The 20,027-nt window shown below is 59.3% G+C and carries 19 protein-coding genes; 3 read left to right on the top strand and 16 right to left on the bottom strand.

Annotated elements, in window-relative coordinates; all coding sequences use genetic code 11:
* Positions 1-75 precede the first annotated feature (75 nt).
* Positions 76-1,524, top strand: coding sequence for an AMP nucleosidase (locus Q3H59_RS07585; protein WP_110868358.1), 1,449 nt, complete (start codon positions 76-78; stop codon positions 1,522-1,524).
* A gap of 50 nt (positions 1,525-1,574) precedes the next feature.
* Here Q3H59_RS07585 and Q3H59_RS07580 read toward each other — a convergent pair whose 3' ends face one another.
* From Q3H59_RS07580 to Q3H59_RS07570, 3 genes are all read right to left on the bottom strand, one after another.
* Entirely contained in the window at positions 1,575-2,111 is a 537-nt protein-coding gene (locus Q3H59_RS07580) for a DUF4164 family protein (RefSeq protein ID WP_255610241.1), read from the bottom strand.
* Positions 2,112-2,372: 261 nt separating this feature from the next.
* Entirely contained in the window at positions 2,373-3,671 is a 1,299-nt protein-coding gene (locus Q3H59_RS07575; RefSeq protein WP_008105472.1) for an NCS2 family permease, read from the bottom strand.
* Positions 3,672-3,732: 61 nt separating this feature from the next.
* A complete protein-coding gene (locus tag Q3H59_RS07570; RefSeq protein ID WP_309834124.1) occupies positions 3,733-4,002 on the bottom strand; it encodes a hypothetical protein in 270 nt (89 codons plus the stop codon).
* 80 nt (positions 4,003-4,082) lie between these two features.
* Here Q3H59_RS07570 and Q3H59_RS07565 point away from each other — a divergent pair, with 80 nt between their 5' ends.
* Positions 4,083-4,829 carry a response regulator gene (locus Q3H59_RS07565; RefSeq protein ID WP_176972902.1) on the top strand — a complete coding sequence of 249 codons (747 nt, stop codon included), beginning with the start codon at positions 4,083-4,085 and terminating at the stop codon, positions 4,827-4,829.
* On the opposite strand, the gene Q3H59_RS07560 is transcribed toward Q3H59_RS07565, so the two are convergent.
* From Q3H59_RS07560 to Q3H59_RS07535, 6 genes are all read right to left on the bottom strand, one after another.
* Positions 4,766-5,815 (bottom strand): carbohydrate kinase family protein, encoded by a 1,050-nt coding sequence (locus tag Q3H59_RS07560; protein ID WP_309834121.1) that lies wholly within the window; start codon positions 5,813-5,815, stop codon positions 4,766-4,768. The genes Q3H59_RS07565 and Q3H59_RS07560 overlap by 64 nt on opposite strands.
* Before the next feature lie 4 nt (positions 5,816-5,819).
* Complete coding sequence (locus tag Q3H59_RS07555; RefSeq protein WP_101762806.1) at positions 5,820-6,680, bottom strand: ketose 1,6-bisphosphate aldolase; 861 nt, start codon at positions 6,678-6,680, stop codon at positions 5,820-5,822.
* Between the two features lie 11 nt (positions 6,681-6,691).
* Positions 6,692-7,375: a D-lyxose/D-mannose family sugar isomerase gene (locus Q3H59_RS07550; RefSeq protein ID WP_309834120.1), complete on the bottom strand. Its 684-nt coding sequence runs from the start codon at positions 7,373-7,375 to the stop codon at positions 6,692-6,694.
* A 116-nt stretch (positions 7,376-7,491) separates the two neighbouring features.
* The gene (locus Q3H59_RS07545) at positions 7,492-8,430 is read right to left on the bottom strand and encodes an ABC transporter substrate-binding protein (RefSeq protein WP_101762808.1); all 939 of its coding nucleotides are present in this window, start codon (positions 8,428-8,430) and stop codon (positions 7,492-7,494) included.
* 186 nt (positions 8,431-8,616) lie between these two features.
* Positions 8,617-9,600, bottom strand: coding sequence for an ABC transporter permease subunit (locus Q3H59_RS07540; RefSeq protein ID WP_309834117.1), 984 nt, complete (start codon positions 9,598-9,600; stop codon positions 8,617-8,619).
* A 10-nt stretch (positions 9,601-9,610) separates the two neighbouring features.
* On the bottom strand, positions 9,611-11,116 hold the full coding sequence (locus Q3H59_RS07535; protein ID WP_101762810.1) for a sugar ABC transporter ATP-binding protein: 1,506 nt from the start codon (positions 11,114-11,116) through the stop codon (positions 9,611-9,613).
* Positions 11,117-11,260: 144 nt separating this feature from the next.
* Between Q3H59_RS07535 and Q3H59_RS07530 the strand changes: the two genes are divergently transcribed.
* Entirely contained in the window at positions 11,261-13,849 is a 2,589-nt protein-coding gene (locus Q3H59_RS07530; RefSeq protein ID WP_101762811.1) for an ATP-binding protein, read from the top strand.
* On the opposite strand, the gene phnE (Q3H59_RS07525) is transcribed toward Q3H59_RS07530, so the two are convergent.
* The 7 genes from phnE (Q3H59_RS07525) to phnL all read right to left on the bottom strand — a co-directional run bounded on the left by phnE (Q3H59_RS07525) (position 13,803) and on the right by phnL (position 20,022).
* Entirely contained in the window at positions 13,803-14,687 is an 885-nt protein-coding gene (phnE, locus tag Q3H59_RS07525) for a phosphonate ABC transporter, permease protein PhnE (protein ID WP_309834114.1), read from the bottom strand. The genes Q3H59_RS07530 and phnE (Q3H59_RS07525) overlap by 47 nt on opposite strands.
* Positions 14,684-15,547, bottom strand: a complete 864-nt coding sequence (phnE, locus tag Q3H59_RS07520) for a phosphonate ABC transporter, permease protein PhnE (RefSeq protein WP_309834112.1) — start codon at positions 15,545-15,547, stop codon at positions 14,684-14,686. Before phnE (Q3H59_RS07520) ends, phnE (Q3H59_RS07525) begins: the two co-directional genes overlap by 4 nt.
* 225 nt (positions 15,548-15,772) lie before the next feature.
* The gene (gene phnD, locus Q3H59_RS07515; RefSeq protein ID WP_309834110.1) at positions 15,773-16,699 is read right to left on the bottom strand and encodes a phosphonate ABC transporter substrate-binding protein; all 927 of its coding nucleotides are present in this window, start codon (positions 16,697-16,699) and stop codon (positions 15,773-15,775) included.
* A gap of 26 nt (positions 16,700-16,725) precedes the next feature.
* Positions 16,726-17,556 (bottom strand): phosphonate ABC transporter ATP-binding protein, encoded by an 831-nt coding sequence (phnC, locus tag Q3H59_RS07510; RefSeq protein WP_309834108.1) that lies wholly within the window; start codon positions 17,554-17,556, stop codon positions 16,726-16,728.
* Positions 17,557-17,636: 80 nt separating this feature from the next.
* Positions 17,637-18,185, bottom strand: a complete 549-nt coding sequence (phnN, locus tag Q3H59_RS07505) for a ribose 1,5-bisphosphokinase (RefSeq protein WP_101762816.1) — start codon at positions 18,183-18,185, stop codon at positions 17,637-17,639.
* Positions 18,185-19,321 carry an alpha-D-ribose 1-methylphosphonate 5-triphosphate diphosphatase gene (gene phnM / locus Q3H59_RS07500; RefSeq protein ID WP_309834105.1) on the bottom strand — a complete coding sequence of 379 codons (1,137 nt, stop codon included), beginning with the start codon at positions 19,319-19,321 and terminating at the stop codon, positions 18,185-18,187. Before phnM ends, phnN begins: the two co-directional genes overlap by 1 nt.
* Positions 19,318-20,022 carry a phosphonate C-P lyase system protein PhnL gene (gene phnL / locus Q3H59_RS07495; protein ID WP_405041646.1) on the bottom strand — a complete coding sequence of 235 codons (705 nt, stop codon included), beginning with the start codon at positions 20,020-20,022 and terminating at the stop codon, positions 19,318-19,320. Before phnL ends, phnM begins: the two co-directional genes overlap by 4 nt.
* Positions 20,023-20,027 lie beyond the last annotated feature (5 nt).

Below are 20,027 nucleotides of genomic sequence, written 5' to 3'. Positions count from 1 at the left end.
CAGATTCTTCATCGTAGCGCAGGGTTTATCCGCTATGCTCTGGTGAAAACGGTCCATGTTTCTGAAGGAGAACCCATGAATACACAACGGAACGGATTGAGCAGCCAGCAAGCGCTGGACGAACTAGAACGCCTGTACGACGCAGCCGTTGACGCGCTGCGCAACGCCATTCGCGATTTTACCGCCACCGGACAGTTGCCGGATGAGGCCGCGCGTCAGCAAGGGCTGTTTGTTTATCCGCAGCTGCGCATCACCTGGCTGGGTGAAGGTCCGCAGCAAAATCGCACCCGCGCGTGGGGACGTTTTACCCATACCGGCAGCTACAGCACCACCATCACGCGCCCGGCGCTGCTGCGCCACTATCTCAGCGAGCAGCTGCAGATGCTGGAGAAGGAGTACGACGTACTGATTGAGGTCGCGCCTTCGCAGCAGGAAATTCCTTATCCTTATGTGATTGACGGCTTGTCACTGGACCGCTCAATGAGCGCCAGCATCGCACGCCATTTCCCCACCACCGAACTGTCGCAAATCGGTGATGAAACCGCCGACGGCCTGTTCCACGCCAATGCGATTTTCCCGCTGTCGCACTTTGACGCCCTGCGCACCGATTTCTCACTGGCACGCCTGCGCCACTACACCGGCACGAGCGTAGAACACTTTCAGCCGTTCGTGCTGTTCACCAACTACACGCGCTACGTCGATGAGTTCGTGCGCTGGGCGATTGAGCAGGTGCAGGATCCCACCACGCCTTACGACAGCCTGGCCTGCGCCGGTGAAGTGGTGATCACCGCCGATACGCAAGACCCGACGGCGATGATGTCCGATCTGGCGTGGAAGAAGCACCAAATGCCGGCATGGCACCTGACATCACCGAATCGTCGCGGCATTACGCTGGTGAACATCGGCGTGGGGCCATCCAATGCCAAAACCATCTGTGACCACCTGGCGGTGATTCGTCCGCACGCCTGGCTGATGATTGGCCACTGCGGTGGACTGCGCGAAAGCCAGACCATCGGCGACTATGTGCTGGCGCATGCCTACCTGCGCGACGACCACGTACTGGATAGCGTACTGCCGCCAGATATCCCAATCCCGAGCATCGCCGAAGTGCAGCGCGCACTGTATGACGCCACCAAAGCGGTCAGCGGCATGCCCGGCGAAGAAGTTAAACAGCGCCTGCGCACCGGCACCGTGGTCACCACCGATGACCGTAACTGGGAGCTGCGCTACTCCGCTTCGGCGCTGCGCTTCAACCTGAGCCGCGCCGTAGCGGTTGATATGGAGAGCGCCACCATCGCCGCGCAGGGTTATCGCTTCCGCGTGCCTTACGGCACCTTGCTGTGCGTATCCGATAAACCGCTGCATGGCGAGATCAAGCTACCGGGCCAGGCAAACCGCTTCTATGAAGGCGCAATCTCAGAGCACCTGCAGATTGGCATCTGCGCGGTAGAACTGCTACGAGCTGAAGGCGACAAGCTGCATTCGAGGAAGCTGAGAACCTTTAACGAGCCGCCGTTTAGGTAATCATGATGAGTTCCGGCCCATGAAGGGCCGGAACCGTGCAGTAAAGCGCGTCATGACATTTTCAAAACGATATTCTGCACAAACCACGCCAGCACCAGAAGGCCGGTCGGTATCATGATTTTCCAGGTGATGCTGTTGTTGAAGGCAGATATTTTATCTTCCAGCTGATTGAATCTCTGATCAACTCTGTCGAACTTCTCATCAATCCTTTCAAACTTCTCATCAATCCTTTCGAACTTCTCATCTATCTTTCCAAACTTCTCATCTATCTTTTCGAACTTTTTATCGAATTTGTCTTCCATCCGCTCAAACTTTTTATCGAGACGTTGTTCAAGCGCCCCCAGCTCGCCCATAATCTCCACACGCATCACGCCCTGCTCGGCTCTGACCTTTTCGATATCCGCTTTAGTCGCAAAATGCTCTGAACGCGCAGTTAGCACAGCAACATCCATCTGAATCTGCTGCGTGGTTTTTTCCAGCTCTTCAACGCGTTTGGTGAGTTGTTCCATTTGATGATCTCCTTTGTTACCAACGTCAAAAATAAGCGGTGGGAACACACGAGTTGTATTGCTAATGGGGTAATCCATCACCGAATCCTCTTCCATCGCGCAGCTCAATCTTTCCACCACACTGTTAGTGAAACAGATTTGCGCAGCGTTAACATTCCACGATCCCGCCATTCACAGCACATTTTTTGCGGGCAGGCTCAAATAACACGCACAGCCTGGGCTGTTTTGAGAGGTAAGGAAAGTGAGCATCAAAAAGGATTGCGAAGTGTCACGCAGAAAATAAACGAAGGGATGCAACAGTAGACACGGAAGCCCGAGCGGGCTTCCGTTAAGCAACATTTACGCGCTCAGCCAGCCCAGTTTGATAACAAACAGAATCGACAAAATGATCAGCGCCGGGTTGACCTCTTTGGTGCGGCCGCTTAGCAGTTTCACCACCGTCCAGGTGATGAAGCCGAACGCAATACCGTTGGCGATCGAGTAAGTCAGCGGCATGGTCAGCGCGGTCACGGTTACCGGCGCGGCGGTGGTGATATCTTTCCAGTCAATATCCGCCAGCCCAGACGCCATCAGCACCGCCACAAACAGCAGCGCTGGCGCAGTGGCATAAACCGGTACGCTGCCCGCCAGCGGCGAGAAGAACAGGCTGAGCAGAAACAGAATCGCCACCACAATCGCCGTCAGGCCGGTGCGGCCACCGGCGCTGACGCCGGCAGCAGATTCCACATAGCTGGTGGTGGTTGAAGTACCAAGCAGCGAGCCGAACAGCGCGGCGGCGCTATCTGCGATCAACGCACGGCCCATTTTCGGCACGTTGCCCTGCTCATCCGCCAGACCGGCGCGCTTGGTCACACCCAGCAAGGTGCCGGTGTTATCGAACACGTCCACGAACAGGAAGGCGAAGATTACGCTCACCAAACCGACGTTAAAGGCACCGGCGATATCCAGCTGCATAAAGGTTGGCGCGATAGAGGGCGGAGCGGAGAACACGCCACCAAACGGCGTCAGGCCAATGCCCATAGAAATGAAGGTCACCACCAGAATGCCGATCAGCACCGCACCGGTAACGCGACGCGCTTCCAGCACCACAATGATGAAGAAGCCGAGCAGCGCCAGCAGCGGACCCGGTTTGGTCAGATCGCCCAGGCCAACCAGCGTTGCTGGGTTATCCACCACGATACCCGCGCCTTCCAGCGCGATAATCGCCAGGAACAGACCGATACCGGCACCAATACCGGCACGCAGCGGCAGCGGAATGCTGTTAATAATCCACTCACGAATTTTGAAAAGCGACATGGCAAAGAAGATCACCGCCGACAAGAACACCGCGCCCAGCGCGACTTGCCAGGTGTAACCCATATGCAGCACCACGGTGTAGGTGAAGAAGGCGTTGAGGCCCATGCCCGGTGCGAGTGCAATCGGATAGTTAGCGATCAGGCCCATTAACACACAGCCAATCGCCGCCGCCAGACAGGTCGCCACGAAGACCGCACCTTTATCCATGCCGGTTGCGCCGAGAATGCTCGGGTTAACAAACAGGATGTACGCCATTGCCAGGAAGGTGGTGATACCCGCAATGATTTCGGTGCGAACCGTGGTGTTGTGCGCTTTTAGTTTGAAGAGTTTTTCTAACATCATCATCTCTCATGAGCGGAGTCGGCACGAATGCGCGCGCTCCTTGCCAATGTGGTTTACATGCTTATTGTTGTTTTGAAAGCGAAGCAAACTGGACAACAGGTTGTGAAACCTTGCGCTTTCCCCTGTCCATATAGCAATAGCTATGCCACTCCCCTACGCAATCGATTACGTTTTCATTTGCGGCTGCGGCTAAGATTATTCTGAACCAGAATGAGGCGCGATTATGGTGCATTGCACCAGCGCCGCGCAATCGTTTTCCTACCTGACAATGGTTTGGCAAAAAGAGTGCGGCACTGCACGCTTCCGCACTCTGCCAGGCGATGGCGCTCACGTTTCTGTTGCCTTAATCAGCAGGTAAAAAACATCGGGTTACACTGCTTTTAACCCTTTCGTAACAAAAGAGGCGCATCCATGAAGCCCGCGATTCTGGTGGTCGATGATGATCGTGCAGTGTGCGAATTGCTGCACGATGTGTTGAATGAACATGTATTTACCGTTTATTGCTGCCATCAGGGGAAAGATGCGCTGGCTCTGCTGGCGCTGCACCCGGAAATTTCACTGGTGATGCTGGATATGATGCTGCCAGACACCAACGGCTTGCTGGTGCTGCAACAGATGCAGCGGCAGCGTCCCGATCTGCTGGTGATCATGTTGACCGGCATGGGTTCGGAAGCGGATATGGTGGTGGGGCTGGAGATGGGCGCGGATGATTACATCGCCAAGCCGTTCAACCCGCGCGTGGTAGTGGCTCGGGCACGCGCGGCGCTGCGACGCTGCGGACGGCTGGCGCAGCCGGAAGCGTTAGCAGATGAAGGTTGGCAATTTAACGGCTGGCGCCTCGACGATGCGCGCTGCCAACTGTTCAATCCGCAGCGTGAAAGCGTGCCGCTAACGCAAGGTGAATACACGCTGCTGCGCGCGCTGGTGGCGCATGCGCGCAAAGTATTAACCCGCGATCAACTGCTCGAACTGACGCACAGCGAAAGCCTTGAGGTGTTTGATCGCACTATTGATGTACTGATTATGCGGCTGCGACGCAAGATAGAAATCAATCCGCATCAACCGAGCCTGATCCGCACCATTCGCGGTCTCGGCTATGTTTTCTCCGCCGACGTGATGCGTCCGGCTTCTTCGGCACGTGAAACGCAAATCGCCTGATCCATCCAGCGCTGCATCTCGGCTAATGGCCGCGTGCCGTCCAGCGCGTTGGCGGCATGCAGATTAAAACAGGCGCAGGTGTGCGCCAGCTTCAGCGTTTCCGTCAGCGACCAGCCTTCATGGCTGGCATAGAGCACACCGGCGCAAAACGCATCGCCCGCCCCCACGCTGCCAACGATCTCTTCTGGCGCTAAGCACCACGCCGGTTGCCAGCGCTCTTCGCCGTCCGCTTGCTGGCCCCACGCGCCTTCGGGTGCGTGGATCACCACCCGCTGACGTACGCCTTGCTGCATTAGCCAGGTAGCCGCCTCGGCAAAAGCTTCGGGGGCGGCAAGCCCGTGCGGCGTGCGCAAACTGATGCCGGTGAGTGATTGCGCCTCCAGTTCGTTGATCACCAGATAATCGAGCCAGCGCAGCGCAGGCATCACCAGCGGTCGATATTCGCCCACGCGCGACACCAAATCGAGGGAGGTGAGATAGCCGCGCTGCTGCATCTGCGCCAGCAGCCGTGCGCTGCGCGTGCCGTATTGATCGTCCGGCACATCAAGGCTATCCAGCAGCAGCAAATACCCGAGATGGAAGATGCGGTGTGCAGTGAAGACGTCGGCGAAGTGCGCCAGATCGAGCTTGCCATTGGCGCCGCGCGCATGGAAGAAGGTGCGCTGGCCATCCGGCGTGGTCATCACCTGCGTCATTGCCGTATTGATGCTTGCGATGCGCTGCACAAACTGGCGGTCGATGTGATGATCGTCCAGCAGTTGCAGAATGTAATCGCCGTCGCTGTCCTCGCCCACCATGCCGACGCCCGCCAGCGGCAGATTCAGCTGCATGCGCGCCAGCGTAAACAGCACGTTGAGCGCCGCGCCGCCGCTGCACTTCTCGCTGTGCTGAATCTCGGTTAGCCAGCCTTGTTCCGGCCAATGGCTGATGCGCTGCACGTGATCCACCAGCATGCTGCCGGCACCGATGATTCCGTTACGCACCATGCGGTTATGCCCTCCCGGCGCTGCCGAATACCTGCATCTGCTGCGCCACCACGTTGGCGATGTCGCGCTCTACCGCCATCAACAACTCAGCAAAGGCGTCGTAGCGCGCATCGCGTTGGGCGATCTGCGCTTCAATCGCCCCGAGCGCCGCCTGCGACATGCCGGTATAGAAATTGATTTTGTTGATGCCAAGGCTGACGGCGCGGCGGAAATCCGCGTCGCTAATGCCGGAACCGCCATGCAACACCAGCGGAATGCCAGCCGTCGCGCGAATCGCTGCCAGCCGGTCGAAGTCGAGTTTGGGTTCGCCTTTGTATTTGCCGTGCGCATTGCCAATCGCCACCGCCAGGCAATCAATGCCGGTGGAGTGCACAAAATCAGCGGCCTGTGCCGGATCGGTAAATTTATCGCTGTCGGCCTCGCCAAACAGCGCACCGCCCTCATCGCCGCCCACCGCACCGAGTTCGGCCTCCACCGACACGCCGAGCGCGTGACACATCTTCACTACCTCGCGCGTCTGGCGCACGTTCTCCTCGTAGCTGAGCGTCGATCCATCGAACATGACCGAGGTAAAGCCAAGGCGAATCGCCTGCATCACCGCCTCAAAATGCAGGCCATGATCGAGATGCAGCACCACCGGAATAGCGTGCAGCGCCGCTTCGGTGCGCACGGCGGCGACCAAATGCTCGAGGCTGACATACTTAAAATGCACTTCAGCGATGCTGATAATAAACGGTGAGCGCTGCCGCTCAGCAGCCTGATAGAGCGCGCGCAGGAAATGGGTGTCGAGGACGTTAAACGCGCCAAGCGCGTAGCCGTTCTGTTGCGCATGGGCCAAACCCTGCGCCAGTGAAATCAGTGCCATATCAGGCTCCTTTAGGCCAGCCAGCGGTGATATTCGTTACACAGCAGCCAGCGCGGTGCTTCATCTTCATCAAGCGGATTGAAGCGCGCCAGCGGCGTGAGAAACACGTTGTCGTGTTCGTCGTCGTTGGGCATCGACACTTCACCCACCAACACATCGCCGTAGCCCTCTTCGCCCCAAAAGCTGTGCCAGATGCCCGGCAGCAAGGTGACGCTTTCGCCGGGCGATAAACGCAGCTGCGAACCGGCGGCGTGGGTTTGGCGGATGCCATCGAGCGTGACGTTCACCGCCGTATCAGCCAGCTGATTGCCCGCACGGTTATGCAGCGTGACGATCAGATTACCGCCGCCGCGATTGATAATGTCTTCCATCTTTTGCGGGTGATAATGCATCGGCGTGACCTGCCCTTCGCGCACATGCATGATTTTTTCGGCGTAAGGTTTAACCCACGGCTGACCACCCCGCGAACCGTTGCGCAGTGTGAACAGGGTTAAACCGGTTTGATTGAAATCGTCAGCGCCGAAGCTGGTGACATCCCAGCCAAGATGCAGCGCCAGCAGTTCATCGGCATCATGTTTATCGAGCGCGCGCCACTGGCTGAGGCCGTAATCGGCCCACGGTGGCAGATGCACATCCTGACGCATAAAGAATTCGCGGGTGCGTTGTAGGATCGCATTCACTTCTGAGCGTTGCATCTTCTCCTCCTTTCCACGCTGGCCCTCACCCCAGCCCTCTCCCGCAAGCGGGAGAGGGCGCTATTTGTCCCCTCTCCCATTTATGGGAGAGGGTTAGGGTGAGGGACAGCGGCTGCTTACTTCACCGTCCAGCCCTTGTAGCTGCTGACGCTGTTACGATCGATCATCGTCACCGGAATCAGCACCGGCTTATCTGGCGCGGGCTTGCCCTGCAGGATGTCATAGCCGATCTCCACCGCTTTCGCCGCCATCACCTGCGGGTCCTGCGCTGGCGTGGCCACGAACAGCGAGCCTTTGCGTTTCAGCGCCTCTTCACCGTCTGGCGATCCATCGACGCCGACAATAAAGAACTCATTGCGCTGAGCCTGTTTCGCCGCCAGATCGGCACCAATTGCCGTTGGGTCGTTAATCGCGAACACTGCATCGATCTTCGGATTGGCCGACAGCAGGCCGGTCATCACTTCGAGACCACCTTCGCGGCTGCCTTTGGCGTTCTGGTTGTAGGAGAGCAGCTTGATGTCCGGATGGGTTTTCAGCTCGGTCATGCAGCCTTCGACACGGTTCTGCACCGCAGAAACCGGTGGTCCATTGATGATCACCACGTTGCCTTTGGCCTTCAGGCGGTCGGAGATGTATTTACACGCCATCGCGCCGGCGGCGGTGTTATCGGAGGTGATAGTGGCGTTAGCGCCGTCTGCTGCCACGTCGACCGCCACCACCACAATCCCGGCATCACGCGCACGTTTTACCGCGGGCGCGATACCTTTGGAATCGGCGGCGTTAAGGATGATCATGTCCACTTTAGCGGCGATGAAGTTGTCAATCTGCCCCACCTGCTGGCCGAGATCGTAGCCGCTGGAGACCAGCGTTACGTTGACCTTGTCGCCCGCCAGTTCACGCGCCTTCAGCTCCGCACCTTTGGTGATCTGCACGAAGAACGGGTTGGCGAGATCGCCGACGGTCACACCAATGGATTTCAGCTCTTTGGCCTGCACCAATGGCGCGCTCAGAAGCGTAGCCGCCAGCAGTCCGGTTAGAATCGGATTAAAACGCATAGTCGATGTTCTCCTGCTTTTTGGTTTTTATGGTGGGGTGTGCTCGGTGTCCCCCTCCTCGGTCCTCCCCCACAAGTGGGGGAGGAAGATGCTGCAAAATGTGTGTGTGGAAGCTGCATGTGGCAGCATCTCCTTCCCCCATTTATGGGGGAAGGCCGGGATGGGGGACAGCAAGCACGATATAACTCAACCCACGTGATGCCGCGTCCGGTACTTATCGATCAACACCGCGATAATGATCACCGCGCCCTTGATCACTAACTGCCAGAAATAGGAGACGCCCATCAGCGTCATCCCGTTATTCAGCGTGGCGATAATCAACGCACCAATCAGCGTGCCGGTGATGGTGCCGATGCCGCCGACAAAGCTGGTGCCACCGAGGATCACCGCCGCTATCGCATCCAGCTCGTAACCGACGCCAAGGTTGCCGTTGGCGCTGTAGAGCCGCGAGGCGCTCATCAATCCGGCCAGCCCCGACAGCAAGCCGCTCATGGCGTAGACAAACAGCAGCACCACGCTGACTTTGATGCCGGTCAGGCGCGCCGCCTGCACGTTGCCGCCAACGGCATAAATGTGTACGCCTAAGGTAGTGCGGCGCAGAATGAACCAGCACAGCGCGATCACCGCAAAGGCGATGATGATCAGCCACGGCACCGGCCCGAGATAGCCGTTGCCTATCCATTCAAAGTTGATGTCGGAGTTGATCACCGTGGTGCCGTTGGCCAGCAGATAAGCCGCGCCGCGCATCGCGGTGTAGGTACCAAGCGTGACAATAAAGGGCGGCAGCCCCGCCCACGCCACCAGAACGCCGTTGAACAACCCCATAATCAGCCCGGCACCTAACGCCGCCGGGATCGTCAGTGACGCAAATGCCGGATCGAGCGACACCGCCATCGCTACCACCGCCGTGGTGCCGAGCATCGATCCCACCGACAAATCAATGCCGCCAGTGAGAATGACAAAGGTCATGCCCGCCGCCAGCACGATGTTGATCGAGGCCTGACGCGTAATGTTGAGCAGATTGCCCTCGGTGAAGAAGTTCGGCGTGACAAAGCCAAATACCGCCACGATCAGGATCAGAATCGGCAGGATGCCGACGGTTTGCAGCAGGTCACTAATTAACGCGCGCTTGAGGGTGGGACTTTTTACGCGTGCGGATTCACTGGTCATTGCGCTCTCCTCAGGCCTGAACCGGCTGCGCGCCGGTGGCCAGTGTCATAATGTTTTCCTGGCTAATCTCTGCCCCACTCAACTCACCGGCGATGGCGCCTTCACGCATCACATAAACGCGGTCGCTCATGCCCACCACTTCCGGTAACTCGCTGGAGATCATTAAAATCGCCACGCCCTGCTGCGCCATCTGCTGCATCATGCGGTAGATTTCGCTCTTGGCGCCGACATCAACGCCGCGCGTCGGCTCATCGAGAATCAGGATGCGCGGCGCAATCGCCACCCAGCGCGAAATCAGCAGCTTCTGCTGATTACCGCCGGACAAGCCGCCCGCGCGTACCTGCGCATGCGGCACGCGGATGTTCAGCGCATCAATCGCCTCGCTGGCAATCTTCTGCCCTTTGCGCCGATTGAGCAGGCCGTAGCTGGCATCGCGCTCCAGCGTCGCCATCACAATGTTGTCCTGCGCCGCCAGTTCGAGGAACAAACCCTGCTCTTTGCGGTTTTCGGTGAGAAAACCGATGCCGCGTGCGATGGCGTCGCGCGGCGAGTGAATCTGCACTTTCACGCCGTCGATCCAGATCTCACCGCCGCTCGGTTGATGCACGCCAAAAATCAGCTGCGCCAGTTCGCTGCGCCCGGCACCGACCAGCCCCGCCAGCCCGACAATCTCGCCGGCACGTACCGACAGGCTGCTGGGACGCACTTTGTGTTTGTCGCACAGGTGATTGACGGCGAGACGGATGTCGCCGAGCGGAATATCGCGGTCTTTGTTGAACAGATCGCTGAGCGGCCGCCCGACCATCATGCGCACCAGCTCGCTGGCGTTAAGCTGCTCGCGCGTCAGGCTACCGACGTACTGCCCGTCACGCAGCACGCTCACGCGATCGGATAGCTCATACACTTCCGCCATGCGATGGCTGATGTAGATGATCGCCATACCTTCACTGCGCAGCCGTTTAATCAGCGCAAACAGCTGCTCGGTTTCACGGTTGGAGAGTGCGGCAGTCGGCTCATCCATCACCAGAATGCGGCTGTTGCGGTGCAGCGCGCGGGCGATTTCCACCTGCTGCTGCTCGGCAATACTCAGGCGGCTCACCAGATCGGTGGCGCTGAACTGCGCACCCAGGCGATCAATCACCCGCTGCGCCTCTTCCGCCATCTGGCGACGCTTCACCAGGCCTCCACGCGTGATTTCACTGCCGAGAAAGATGTTCTCCGCCACCGTCAAATTGGGTGCCAGATTGATCTCCTGATAAATCAGGGTGATGCCCGCCGCCAATGCCTCTTTTGGGCCTTTTATGACATACGGCTGGCCGTCGATAAGAATTTCCCCGCTGCTGGCGGTATAGGCGCCGGCCAGAATTTTCATCAAAGTACTTTTGCCCGCGCCGTTTTCGCCCATCAGCGCATGCACTTCACCGGGCCAGACCGTGAGATCCACGCCCTTGAGCGCATAGAAGTTGCCGAAGCGTCGGGTGATTCCCCGCATGGAGAGTATCGGTGTGGCATCCATTTACAGACTCCTGCTGGCAAAGGTTGCAGCGAGTAAAACCTGCTTAGATAAATGGAAAATGTCAGCGGCCATTCATATTTGTCATATTTCGCCCCGATCGCGCTTCTATACTCGCCAGCAGTTGAGCGGTAAGGAGTGGCAGCTATGAGTCACAGTCTGCACTGGCACGCGGGCGCGCGCAGTCGCCTGCTGCTGTTTAATCTGCTGGTGATGTCAGTGACGCTGGCGGTGAGCCTGGTCGCGATTTTTGGATTTCGCCACGCAGGTCACATTCAGGAACAGGCGCAGGCACAAACGCTGGCCGATATGAATGGCAGCCTGGCGCTGGCGCGCGACACCGCCAATGTGGCCATTGCGGCGGTGCGGTTATCGCAGGTGGTCGGCGCGCTGGAGTATCAGAGCGAATCGGCGCGCCTGCAGCAAACGCAGCGGGAACTGCAACAGTCGCTGAGCTTGCTGGCAAGTGCGCCGCTGGCGGCACAGCAGCCGCAGCTGCTAGCGCGTATTCGTGAGCGCAGCCAGACGCTGGAACAAACCATTAATCAATTGCTGCGCGCCGGGCATCAGCGCCATCTGCAGCGCAACGTGATGCTGAGCGGCTTGTGGCAATCGCAGCTGTTACTCAATCGCATTGACCTGCTAACGCGCACCGATTCCCCTTCTGCCGCGCTGCGCCAGCAAACCCACAGCTTATTCAGCGTGGCGATTCAATCCAGCGCGCCGCAGGCCGCAGTGCAGCAATTACCTTCGGTGCTGCGCCAGTGGCAAGCGTTAAGGCTTAACGGCGCGCTGAATACTCAGGTGCAGCGGCTGATCGCCACCAGCACGGATTTGCAGCCGGTGGCGCAGCAGCTGGAGCAGAGTGATATCGCCATCGCCTACGCGACTTATCGCATCAAAGCGCTGGTGGCGATGCTCAACGATGACATCACCCATTACGTGCAGCTGGTGGCGCAACAGAGTGACGCACGCAGCGCGGTGACGCATGAAGAGCTGGATTCGATCATCGGCTTTATCGGCCTGTTTATGTTGCTGGCGCTGCTGATCACCGGTTACGCCGGTTACTACATTTACCGCAATCTCGGTTCGAGTCTGACCGCCATCGCCCACGCCATGACGCGGCTGGCGCAGGGTGAAAAGAGCGTCAACGTGCCGGGCCTGGCGCGGCGCGATGAGCTGGGCGATCTGGCGCGCGCCTTTAACGTGTTTGCCCGCAATACGGCGTCGCTGGCGCACACTTCGCGCCTGCTAAAAGAGAAAAGCAACCAGCTGGAATCGACCTTTCTCGCCATGCGCGACGGCTTTGCGCTGTTCGATAATAGCGGTCAGCTGGTGGTGTGGAATGCGCAATATGCCGAGCTGCTCGGCATCGCGCCGCGCGAACTGCACCGCGGTTTGCACTATCAGCAGCTATTAAAACGCGTTGATGTCGAGCTCAACGGATTAGCCGATGCGCAGGAAGTGCGGCTGGCGGATGGACGCACGCTGGAGTTGCGCTTCAGTCCGGTGCCACGGCGCGGCATGGTGAATACCGTGCTGGAACGCACCACGCGCAAGGCGCTGGAGGAAGCGCTGCTGCACAGCCAGAAGATGAAAGCGGTGGGACAGCTGACCGGCGGACTGGCGCACGACTTCAATAATCTGCTGGCGGTGATCATTGGCAGCCTGGCGTTAACCGTCGATCAGCTGCCGCCCGGCACGCTCGCCAGCCGCATCGAACGCGCGCGTCAGGCCGCCGACCGTGCGGCGCAGCTGACGCAGCGCTTGCTGGCCTTCTCACGTAAGCAGGCGCTCTATCCGCGCGCGGTGTCGGTGGTGGAGCTGGTGGATAATCTGCATTCGCTGCTGCAGCACGCGCTGCTGCCCGGCCAGCAACTGGTGATCGATGCGCAGCGACCCGGCTGGCCAGCGTGGATCGATGCCGGACAGCTGGAGAACGCGCTGATCAATCTGGTGGTCAACGCGCGCGATGCCATGGCTCAGCAGAGCGGCGAAATCCGCCTGCGTATCTGGAATCAGCGTAAACAGGAAGCCGACGGCAAGCGCGATCGCGTCACCATTGAAGTGATCGATCACGGCTGCGGCATGTCGGCCGAGGTGCGTGAACAGGTGTTTGAGCCGTTCTTCACCACCAAAGCCATCGGCAGCGGCAGCGGTTTGGGCTTATCAATGGTATATGGCTTTGTGCGGCAATCCGGCGGCCAGATTGAGCTGGAAACCGCGCCGGGACAAGGCACCACCGTGCGGCTGTTATTACCGCGCGCGCCCGAAGCGGCGCAACCGCTCAGCGTGCCGCCGCCGCTGGTGCCGCAGGCCAGCAACGATCGGCTGGTGTTGGTGCTGGATGATGAACCGACGGTGCGGCAAACGCTGTGCGAACATCTGCATCAACTGGGTTATCTGACGCTGGAGTGTGGCGACGGCGAAAGCGCGCTGAGGCTGCTGCGCCAGACGCCGGATATCGATCTGTTAATCAGTGATTTGATGCTGCCGGGCGGCATTAACGGCGCGGATGTGATTCGCCAGGCGCAGGCGCAGTGGCCGCATCTGGCAACGGTGTTGATCAGCGGCCAGGATCTGCGCCAGACGCAGGTGACGCTGCCGCTGTGTGAGCGGCTGGCGAAACCCTGGCATCAGGCGCAGCTGGTGCAGGCGCTGGAACGCGCCTGGCAGCGCAGTGAACGGCTCAGTCGCGCGCGGCAGGCTGCCACAACGGCACCCCTTTCCCCGTGATGTAACGTTTACGCAGCTTGCTGGAGACCACATCCATGATCATCACCACCGCCACCAGAATCAGGGTCAGGAACATCACCACATCCCAGTTCCATAAACGCATGTTCTCGGCATACACCAGGCCGACGCCGCCCGCGCCAACAAAGCCCAGCACCGCTGCGGAGCGGGTGTTGGACTCAATCTGATACAGGCTGAGCGCGAGGAAGGTCGGGAACGATTGGGTGAAAATGCCGTAGCGATGTTTTTGCAGGCTGTTCGCGCCCACTGCGCTAAGGCCGCGACTCGGCGAACGCTCCACCGCTTCGTGCCCTTCGGCGTAGAGTTTGCCGAGCAGGCCGACATCCTGCATCACGATCGCCAGCACGCCGGCCAGCGGTCCCATGCCGACGGCGCGCACGAAGATCAGCCCCCAAATCGCCATGTCGATGCCGCGCAGCACATCCAGTACGCGACGCACCACCAGCGCAATCGGACGCGTCAGCGGATCGTGCATCACGTTACGTGCCGCCAGGAACGAGACCGGCAAGGCGATCAGTGACGCGGTCAGCGTGCCGGAAAACACAATCGCCAGCGTAATCCCGACCTGCGTGAAGTAGTAAGCAAACGGCCAGTTGAGGAAGTCCTGCCAGACAAACATACGCAGGAAATAGCGGCTGAGCTGCTGGCAGCCGATGAGAAAACGGCTCCACTCAATGCCAAAGAACTCGAAAAAAAGCAGGTAATAGAGCGCGATGGCCAGCGCCACCAGCGCAACGCGGCGCAGATAGCGGTTTTGCGCAGCGAACAGGGCGGCATGCTCCTGCTTGAGTTTGGCGACATCCGGCGCTAAGGCGATCATGATACGTCTCCTTCCACTACGCGGCGACGCAGCCAGCCGGACAGCGTATCCAGCAGCGACACCACCACAATGATCAGCAACAGCGTGATGCTGACCTGATCGTAACGATCGAGTTTGATGTTGGTCATCAGCTCTTGCCCGATACCGCCCGCACCGACCAACCCGAGGATGGTGGAGGAACGGAAGTTGATCTCCAGACGCATAAAGCTGTAGGAGAGAAACGTTGGTTTGACCTGCGGCCAGAAGGCAAAGCGCATGCGCTGCAGTTTGCTGGCGCCGCACGCCGCGAGGCCGCGCACCGGTTTATCCGAGGCGCTCTCAATCGCTTCGTAGAACAGTTTGGTCAGGCTGCCGACGGTGTGCAGCGCCAGCGCGAGGAAGCCAGGAATGGCCCCAATGCCAAACGCCATCACGAACATCACCGCCCACGCCAGTTCCGGCATGGTGCGCAGGAAGGCGACAAACGCGCGGATCGCCATGCGCAGGCTGCGCGGCGTTTGGGTGTTGTCGGCGGCGAAGAACGCCAGCACGCCAGCAACCGCCACCGCCACGATGGTGGACGACAGCGCCAGTTGTAAGGTTTCCCAGATCAGCGGCAGCTGGTAGTGCAGGCGATAGCCCCAGTAAGCCAGCGATCCCTCGGTTTTGCCGTCAGCGAACAGCAGCGGGAGATGCAGCACCGGCAGGGTTTCGCCAATGTAATCGAAAAAGTGTGGCAGCGACTGCCAGACGGTGAGCAGATTAAATTCCGCCATCTTGCCCGCGGCCAGATAGAGCGCCAGTAACAGCAGCGACCACAGCAGCGAGTCGCGCTTTTGCTGGCGGCGGATGCGTTGGTAGTAGTGTTCGAAATCGGTCAAGGGGGGATTCCTGTTGGTTGGGAGGATTCGTTCTGGATGGTGCTCGCGGGATGGTGCTCGCTGTCCCCCTCCTCGGTCCTCCCCCACAAGTGGGGGAGGAAGATGGTGCAAAATGCAGCTCCGAAGTCGCATGTGGCAGCATCTCCTTCCCCCACTTGTGGGGGAAGGCCGGGATGGGGGACAGCGAGCACGGACCGAGGAGGGGGACAGCCAGCACCAACTAAATTAACCGCGCGTACCCTTCATCAAATCACGCTTCATATCGATGATATTCTGGTAATCCGCCACGGTAGCCGGGCCGATGTGCTGGGCACCGCCAACCGCTTTAACAAAACAGCCGTGATCTTCTTTATCCAGTTTCTTGATGGTGGCCACCACTTTCGCTTTGAAGTCAGCGGGCAGATTGTTGCTCACCAGAATCGGACCGTTCGGGATCAGCGGCGATTGCCAGATAATGCGGATCTGCTTCATCAGATCCGGATGATCCATACGAATTAAACGACCAAAGGCACCCGAGGTATAACCGGTTTCGCGGTCACCAATCAGCGACGTCCAGGTTACTGCGCCTTCGAACTGGCCGTTCAGTACGCCGAGGATGTCCTGCTCGTGACCGCCGGAGAAGGTGACGCTGGAGAAGGTGTTGTTGTACTTATCGTCCACCGTGCCGCCAAACTCTTTCTTGAACGCCTGGTTCGGCATCAGGAAGCCTGAAGTGGAATCCGGATCGGCCATGCCGAACGATTTGCCTTTCAGGTCTTCCAGCTTTTGGTACGAGCTGTCGGCTTTCACGATCACCACTGAGTGATAACCCTGCGAACCGTCTTTGTCATCCACCACGATGCCCACCACATCCACCGCTTTCGGGTTCTGCAGGTAAACCGAGGCAAACGAGGCGGGCGACATGCTCAGCACCAGGTCAATTTTGTTGCCCAGCAAGCCCTGAATCACGCCTGAATAGTCAGACGAGTTGCGCAGTTTGGTCTCCACCTGCAGCTCTTTATCGAAGAAATCTTTCACGCATTGGTTATCACCAATCTGCTGCGTGGCGTTCTGGCCGCCAAGAATCCCGAGGTTCAACTCTTTTGGTGCATCCGCTGCGTTTGCGCCAAATGCCATCGCAATAGTCAGTAAAGCTAAAGAAGTCAGTTTCATTCTTAGGTTTTCTCTTGCCGTGGGAGTTAGTGGAGCTGGTTAATTTCGTCGCCGTACAGCTCATGCATCAGGCCGTCGGTCAACCGGGAAGGATGTCCATCAAATAGCACTTTGCCGCGCTGAATACCGATGACGCGGGTGCAGTAGCTTTTTACCAATTCAATTGAGTGCAGGTTCACCATTACGCTGATGCCCTGCTCGCTCACCTGACGCAGCACGTCCATGATGCGCTTGGTGTTTTTCGGATCGAGTGATGCCACCGGTTCGTCCGCCAGCAGGATGCGCGGGTTCTGCATCAGCGCCCGGCAAATCGCCACGCGCTGCATCTGGCCGCCAGAGAGATTTTCCGCACGCTGCAGCGCCTGCGGCAGCATGTTCATCCACTGCAGCAGTTCGATAGCGCGGGCGCGGTCGGTATCGGAGAAGACTTTGAAGAACGATTTCAGCGTCGAGGTTTGGCTTAAACGACCGAGCAGCACGTTGGTCAGTACGTCGAGGCGCGGCACCAGACAGAAGTCCTGGAAGATCATGCCGCATTCGCTGCGCCATTCGCGCATCTGGCGGCTGTTCAGCGTCACCACATCGCGATCCACTTCGCCGTGGCGATTGCTGAGGATCGCACCCTGCGAAGCGCTGATGGTGCCGTTGAGCATGTGTAACAGTGTCGATTTGCCTGCGCCCGAGCGGCCAATCACCGCCACCAGCTCGCCCGCATGCAGATCGAAGCTGACGTTATCCAGCACCTTGTTGGCACCGTACGCTTTGCACAATCCCTGCACCGACAGCACCTTGTTGCCCTGCCCGCTAACGTGCGGGAAAGGATTGTCGACGACGGTTTTCAGTAATGCCTGTGCCATGTTGCACTCCATCTCTTCTGAGCTGTTGATTGCACGCTATTACGGGCAAAACGGATGAAAGCTTGATGACAGTAAAATGATTAAACGGTGACAGCGGCTGGATCGGTCAGCAACTGGCGCAGCGTTAGCAGTGTTTCGCTCAACGCTCCATCATTATTCAACGCATAACAGTGCGCGGGCAGCGGTTCGGCGGCGCGAGCCAGCCGCTGCGCGATCTCCGCTTCTGACTCGCGCCCACGCTGCCGCAAACGCGCTTCCAGCACCGCTGGCGAAACCTGCAATACCAGCGGCAGCAGCTGCGTGCCGTAATGCTGCTGCACCATCGGCAGATGCAGGCGCGAACCGTTCACCAGCACGTTCATTCCGCGCGCCAGCCACAGATCGATCTCCTCGCCCAGCCCGTAATACATGCCGTGCGCCTGCCAGCTGACGGCGAACAACCCCAGCGCCTCACGCCGTCGAAACTCGGCTTCGCTTAGCGCCACATGGTTCTCGCCGCCCGCATCGGCGGCGCGCGTAATGTAGCGATGGGCGATCAGCAAATTCTCCGGCGGCGCTTCACGCAGCGCGTTCAACAGGCTGTCTTTTCCCGCGCCCGAAGGCCCGGTAAGCCAGATCAGGCGCGCCATCAGAACACCCGCTTGCCTTGCGACCAGACGTGACGAATGTGCGAATGACCATGATCGGTATGCACCAGCACTAAATCGGCACGCAGTCCTTCGGCGATGCGCCCGCGATCGTGCAGGCCAATTGCCCGCGCCGGGTTGCGGGTAACCAGCGCGGCCGCCTGCGGCAGCGTCAGCGTGTTGCGCTCATCGGCCACCAGCCGGAACACCGCATCGAGCAAGCTGGCGGGATAGTAGTCGGAGGAGAGAATATCCAGCAGGCCGTGACTCGCCAGTTCCGCTGCCGCCACGTTGCCGGAGTGCGAACCGCCGCGCACGATGTTGGGCGCGCCCATCAGCACCTGCATGCCGCAGTTGCGTGATGCGCGTGCCGCCTCCAGCGTGGTGGGAAATTCGGCGATGGCGCTGCCGACCGCATGCGATTCGGCAACGTGCGCCGCCGTGGCATCATCGTGGCTGGCCAGCGGAATGCCGCGTGAACGGCACAAGCTGGCGATGGCGTTGCGGTTAGGCGTGGAGAACTCGGCGGCCAGCGCCAGCTGCTCACGCTCAAACTGATCCATCTGCTCGTCGTTGAGCTGATATTTGCCCTGATAATAGGTGCGATACATCTCCAGCGAGGCGTACTGGCGCTGGCCCGGCGAGTGATCCATCAGCGACACCAGCGACAGCTCCGGCGTGTTGATCAGCGCTTCGAACAGCGGCAGCGTGGTGTTGTGCGGCAGCTCGCAGCGCAGATGCAAATGGTGATCGGCGCGGTTAATGCCTTTGCGATTGCTGTCCTGAATCGCGTCGATCATTTTGGTGAGATTATCCAGACGATGGCCGCCATCGCGTACGTCGCCGACGCCAATCGCATCCAGCACCGTGGTGATGCCGCTGGCGGCCATCAGCGCATCGTGGCTGCTCATCGCCGAGTAGGCGGGCCAATCCACCTTCGGACGTGGCGTAAAGAACTTGTCGAGGTTATCGGTGTGCAGCTCCACCAAACCCGGCAGCAGAAAGGCGTTTTCACCATCCAGCGCGCCCGGCTGTTGGCTGACGCTGTCGCTAAAGCTGGCGATGCGCCCGTCACGGATTTCCAGCGATCCCGTTACCACTTCGTTTTCCAGCACCAGCTGGACGTTGTTGACGATCATGCTTCTGCTCCTGCTTGCATTGGCTGCATGACGTGCAGGCGATCGGCCACGCGTGCGCGCACTGCTTCGTCATGGAAAATACCGACAATGGCGGCACCGCGGGCGCGCGCCTGTTCAATCAGTTCCACCACCGCAGCACTGTTGGCGCTGTCGAGCGAGGCGGTTGGCTCATCCAGCAGCAGCACCGGATAGTCGGCGATAAAGCCGCGTGCGATGTTGACGCGCTGCTGCTCGCCGCCGGAGAAGGTGGACGGCGCCAGTGACCATAAACGCTCCGGCACATTGAGGCGCGTCAGCAGCTCTTTGGCGCGCTTTTCGCAGAAAGCGCGCTCGGTGCCGCGCTCCAGCAGCGGCTGCATGACGATCTCCAGCGTGGGCACGCGTGGGATGACGCGCAAAAACTGGCTGACCCAGCCGACGGTGTGGCGGCGAATCGCCAGAATCTGGCGGGCGGGCGCGTTGGCCATGTCGATCCATTCGCCCTGATGTTGCAGCCAGATGTGACCGCTGTTGGCCTGATAGTTGCCGTACAGCGCGCGCAGCAGCGTGGATTTGCCGCTGCCGGAGCGGCCATGCAGCACCACGCATTCGCCGCCGCTGACGTCAAGATTGGCGTCCTGCAATACCGGCAGCGCGGCGCCGCTTTGGTTGTGCAGCACAAAGGTTTTGCTCAGATGCTCTACGCGCAATAAAGATTGCATAGTGA

The sequence above is a fragment of the Pantoea sp. SORGH_AS_0659 genome, assembly GCF_031453915.1.
GTDB lineage: Bacteria > Pseudomonadota > Gammaproteobacteria > Enterobacterales > Enterobacteriaceae > Pantoea > Pantoea leporis.
Note: the sequence above shows the minus strand (reverse complement) of the source record. Positions and strands in the feature narration are given on the sequence as shown.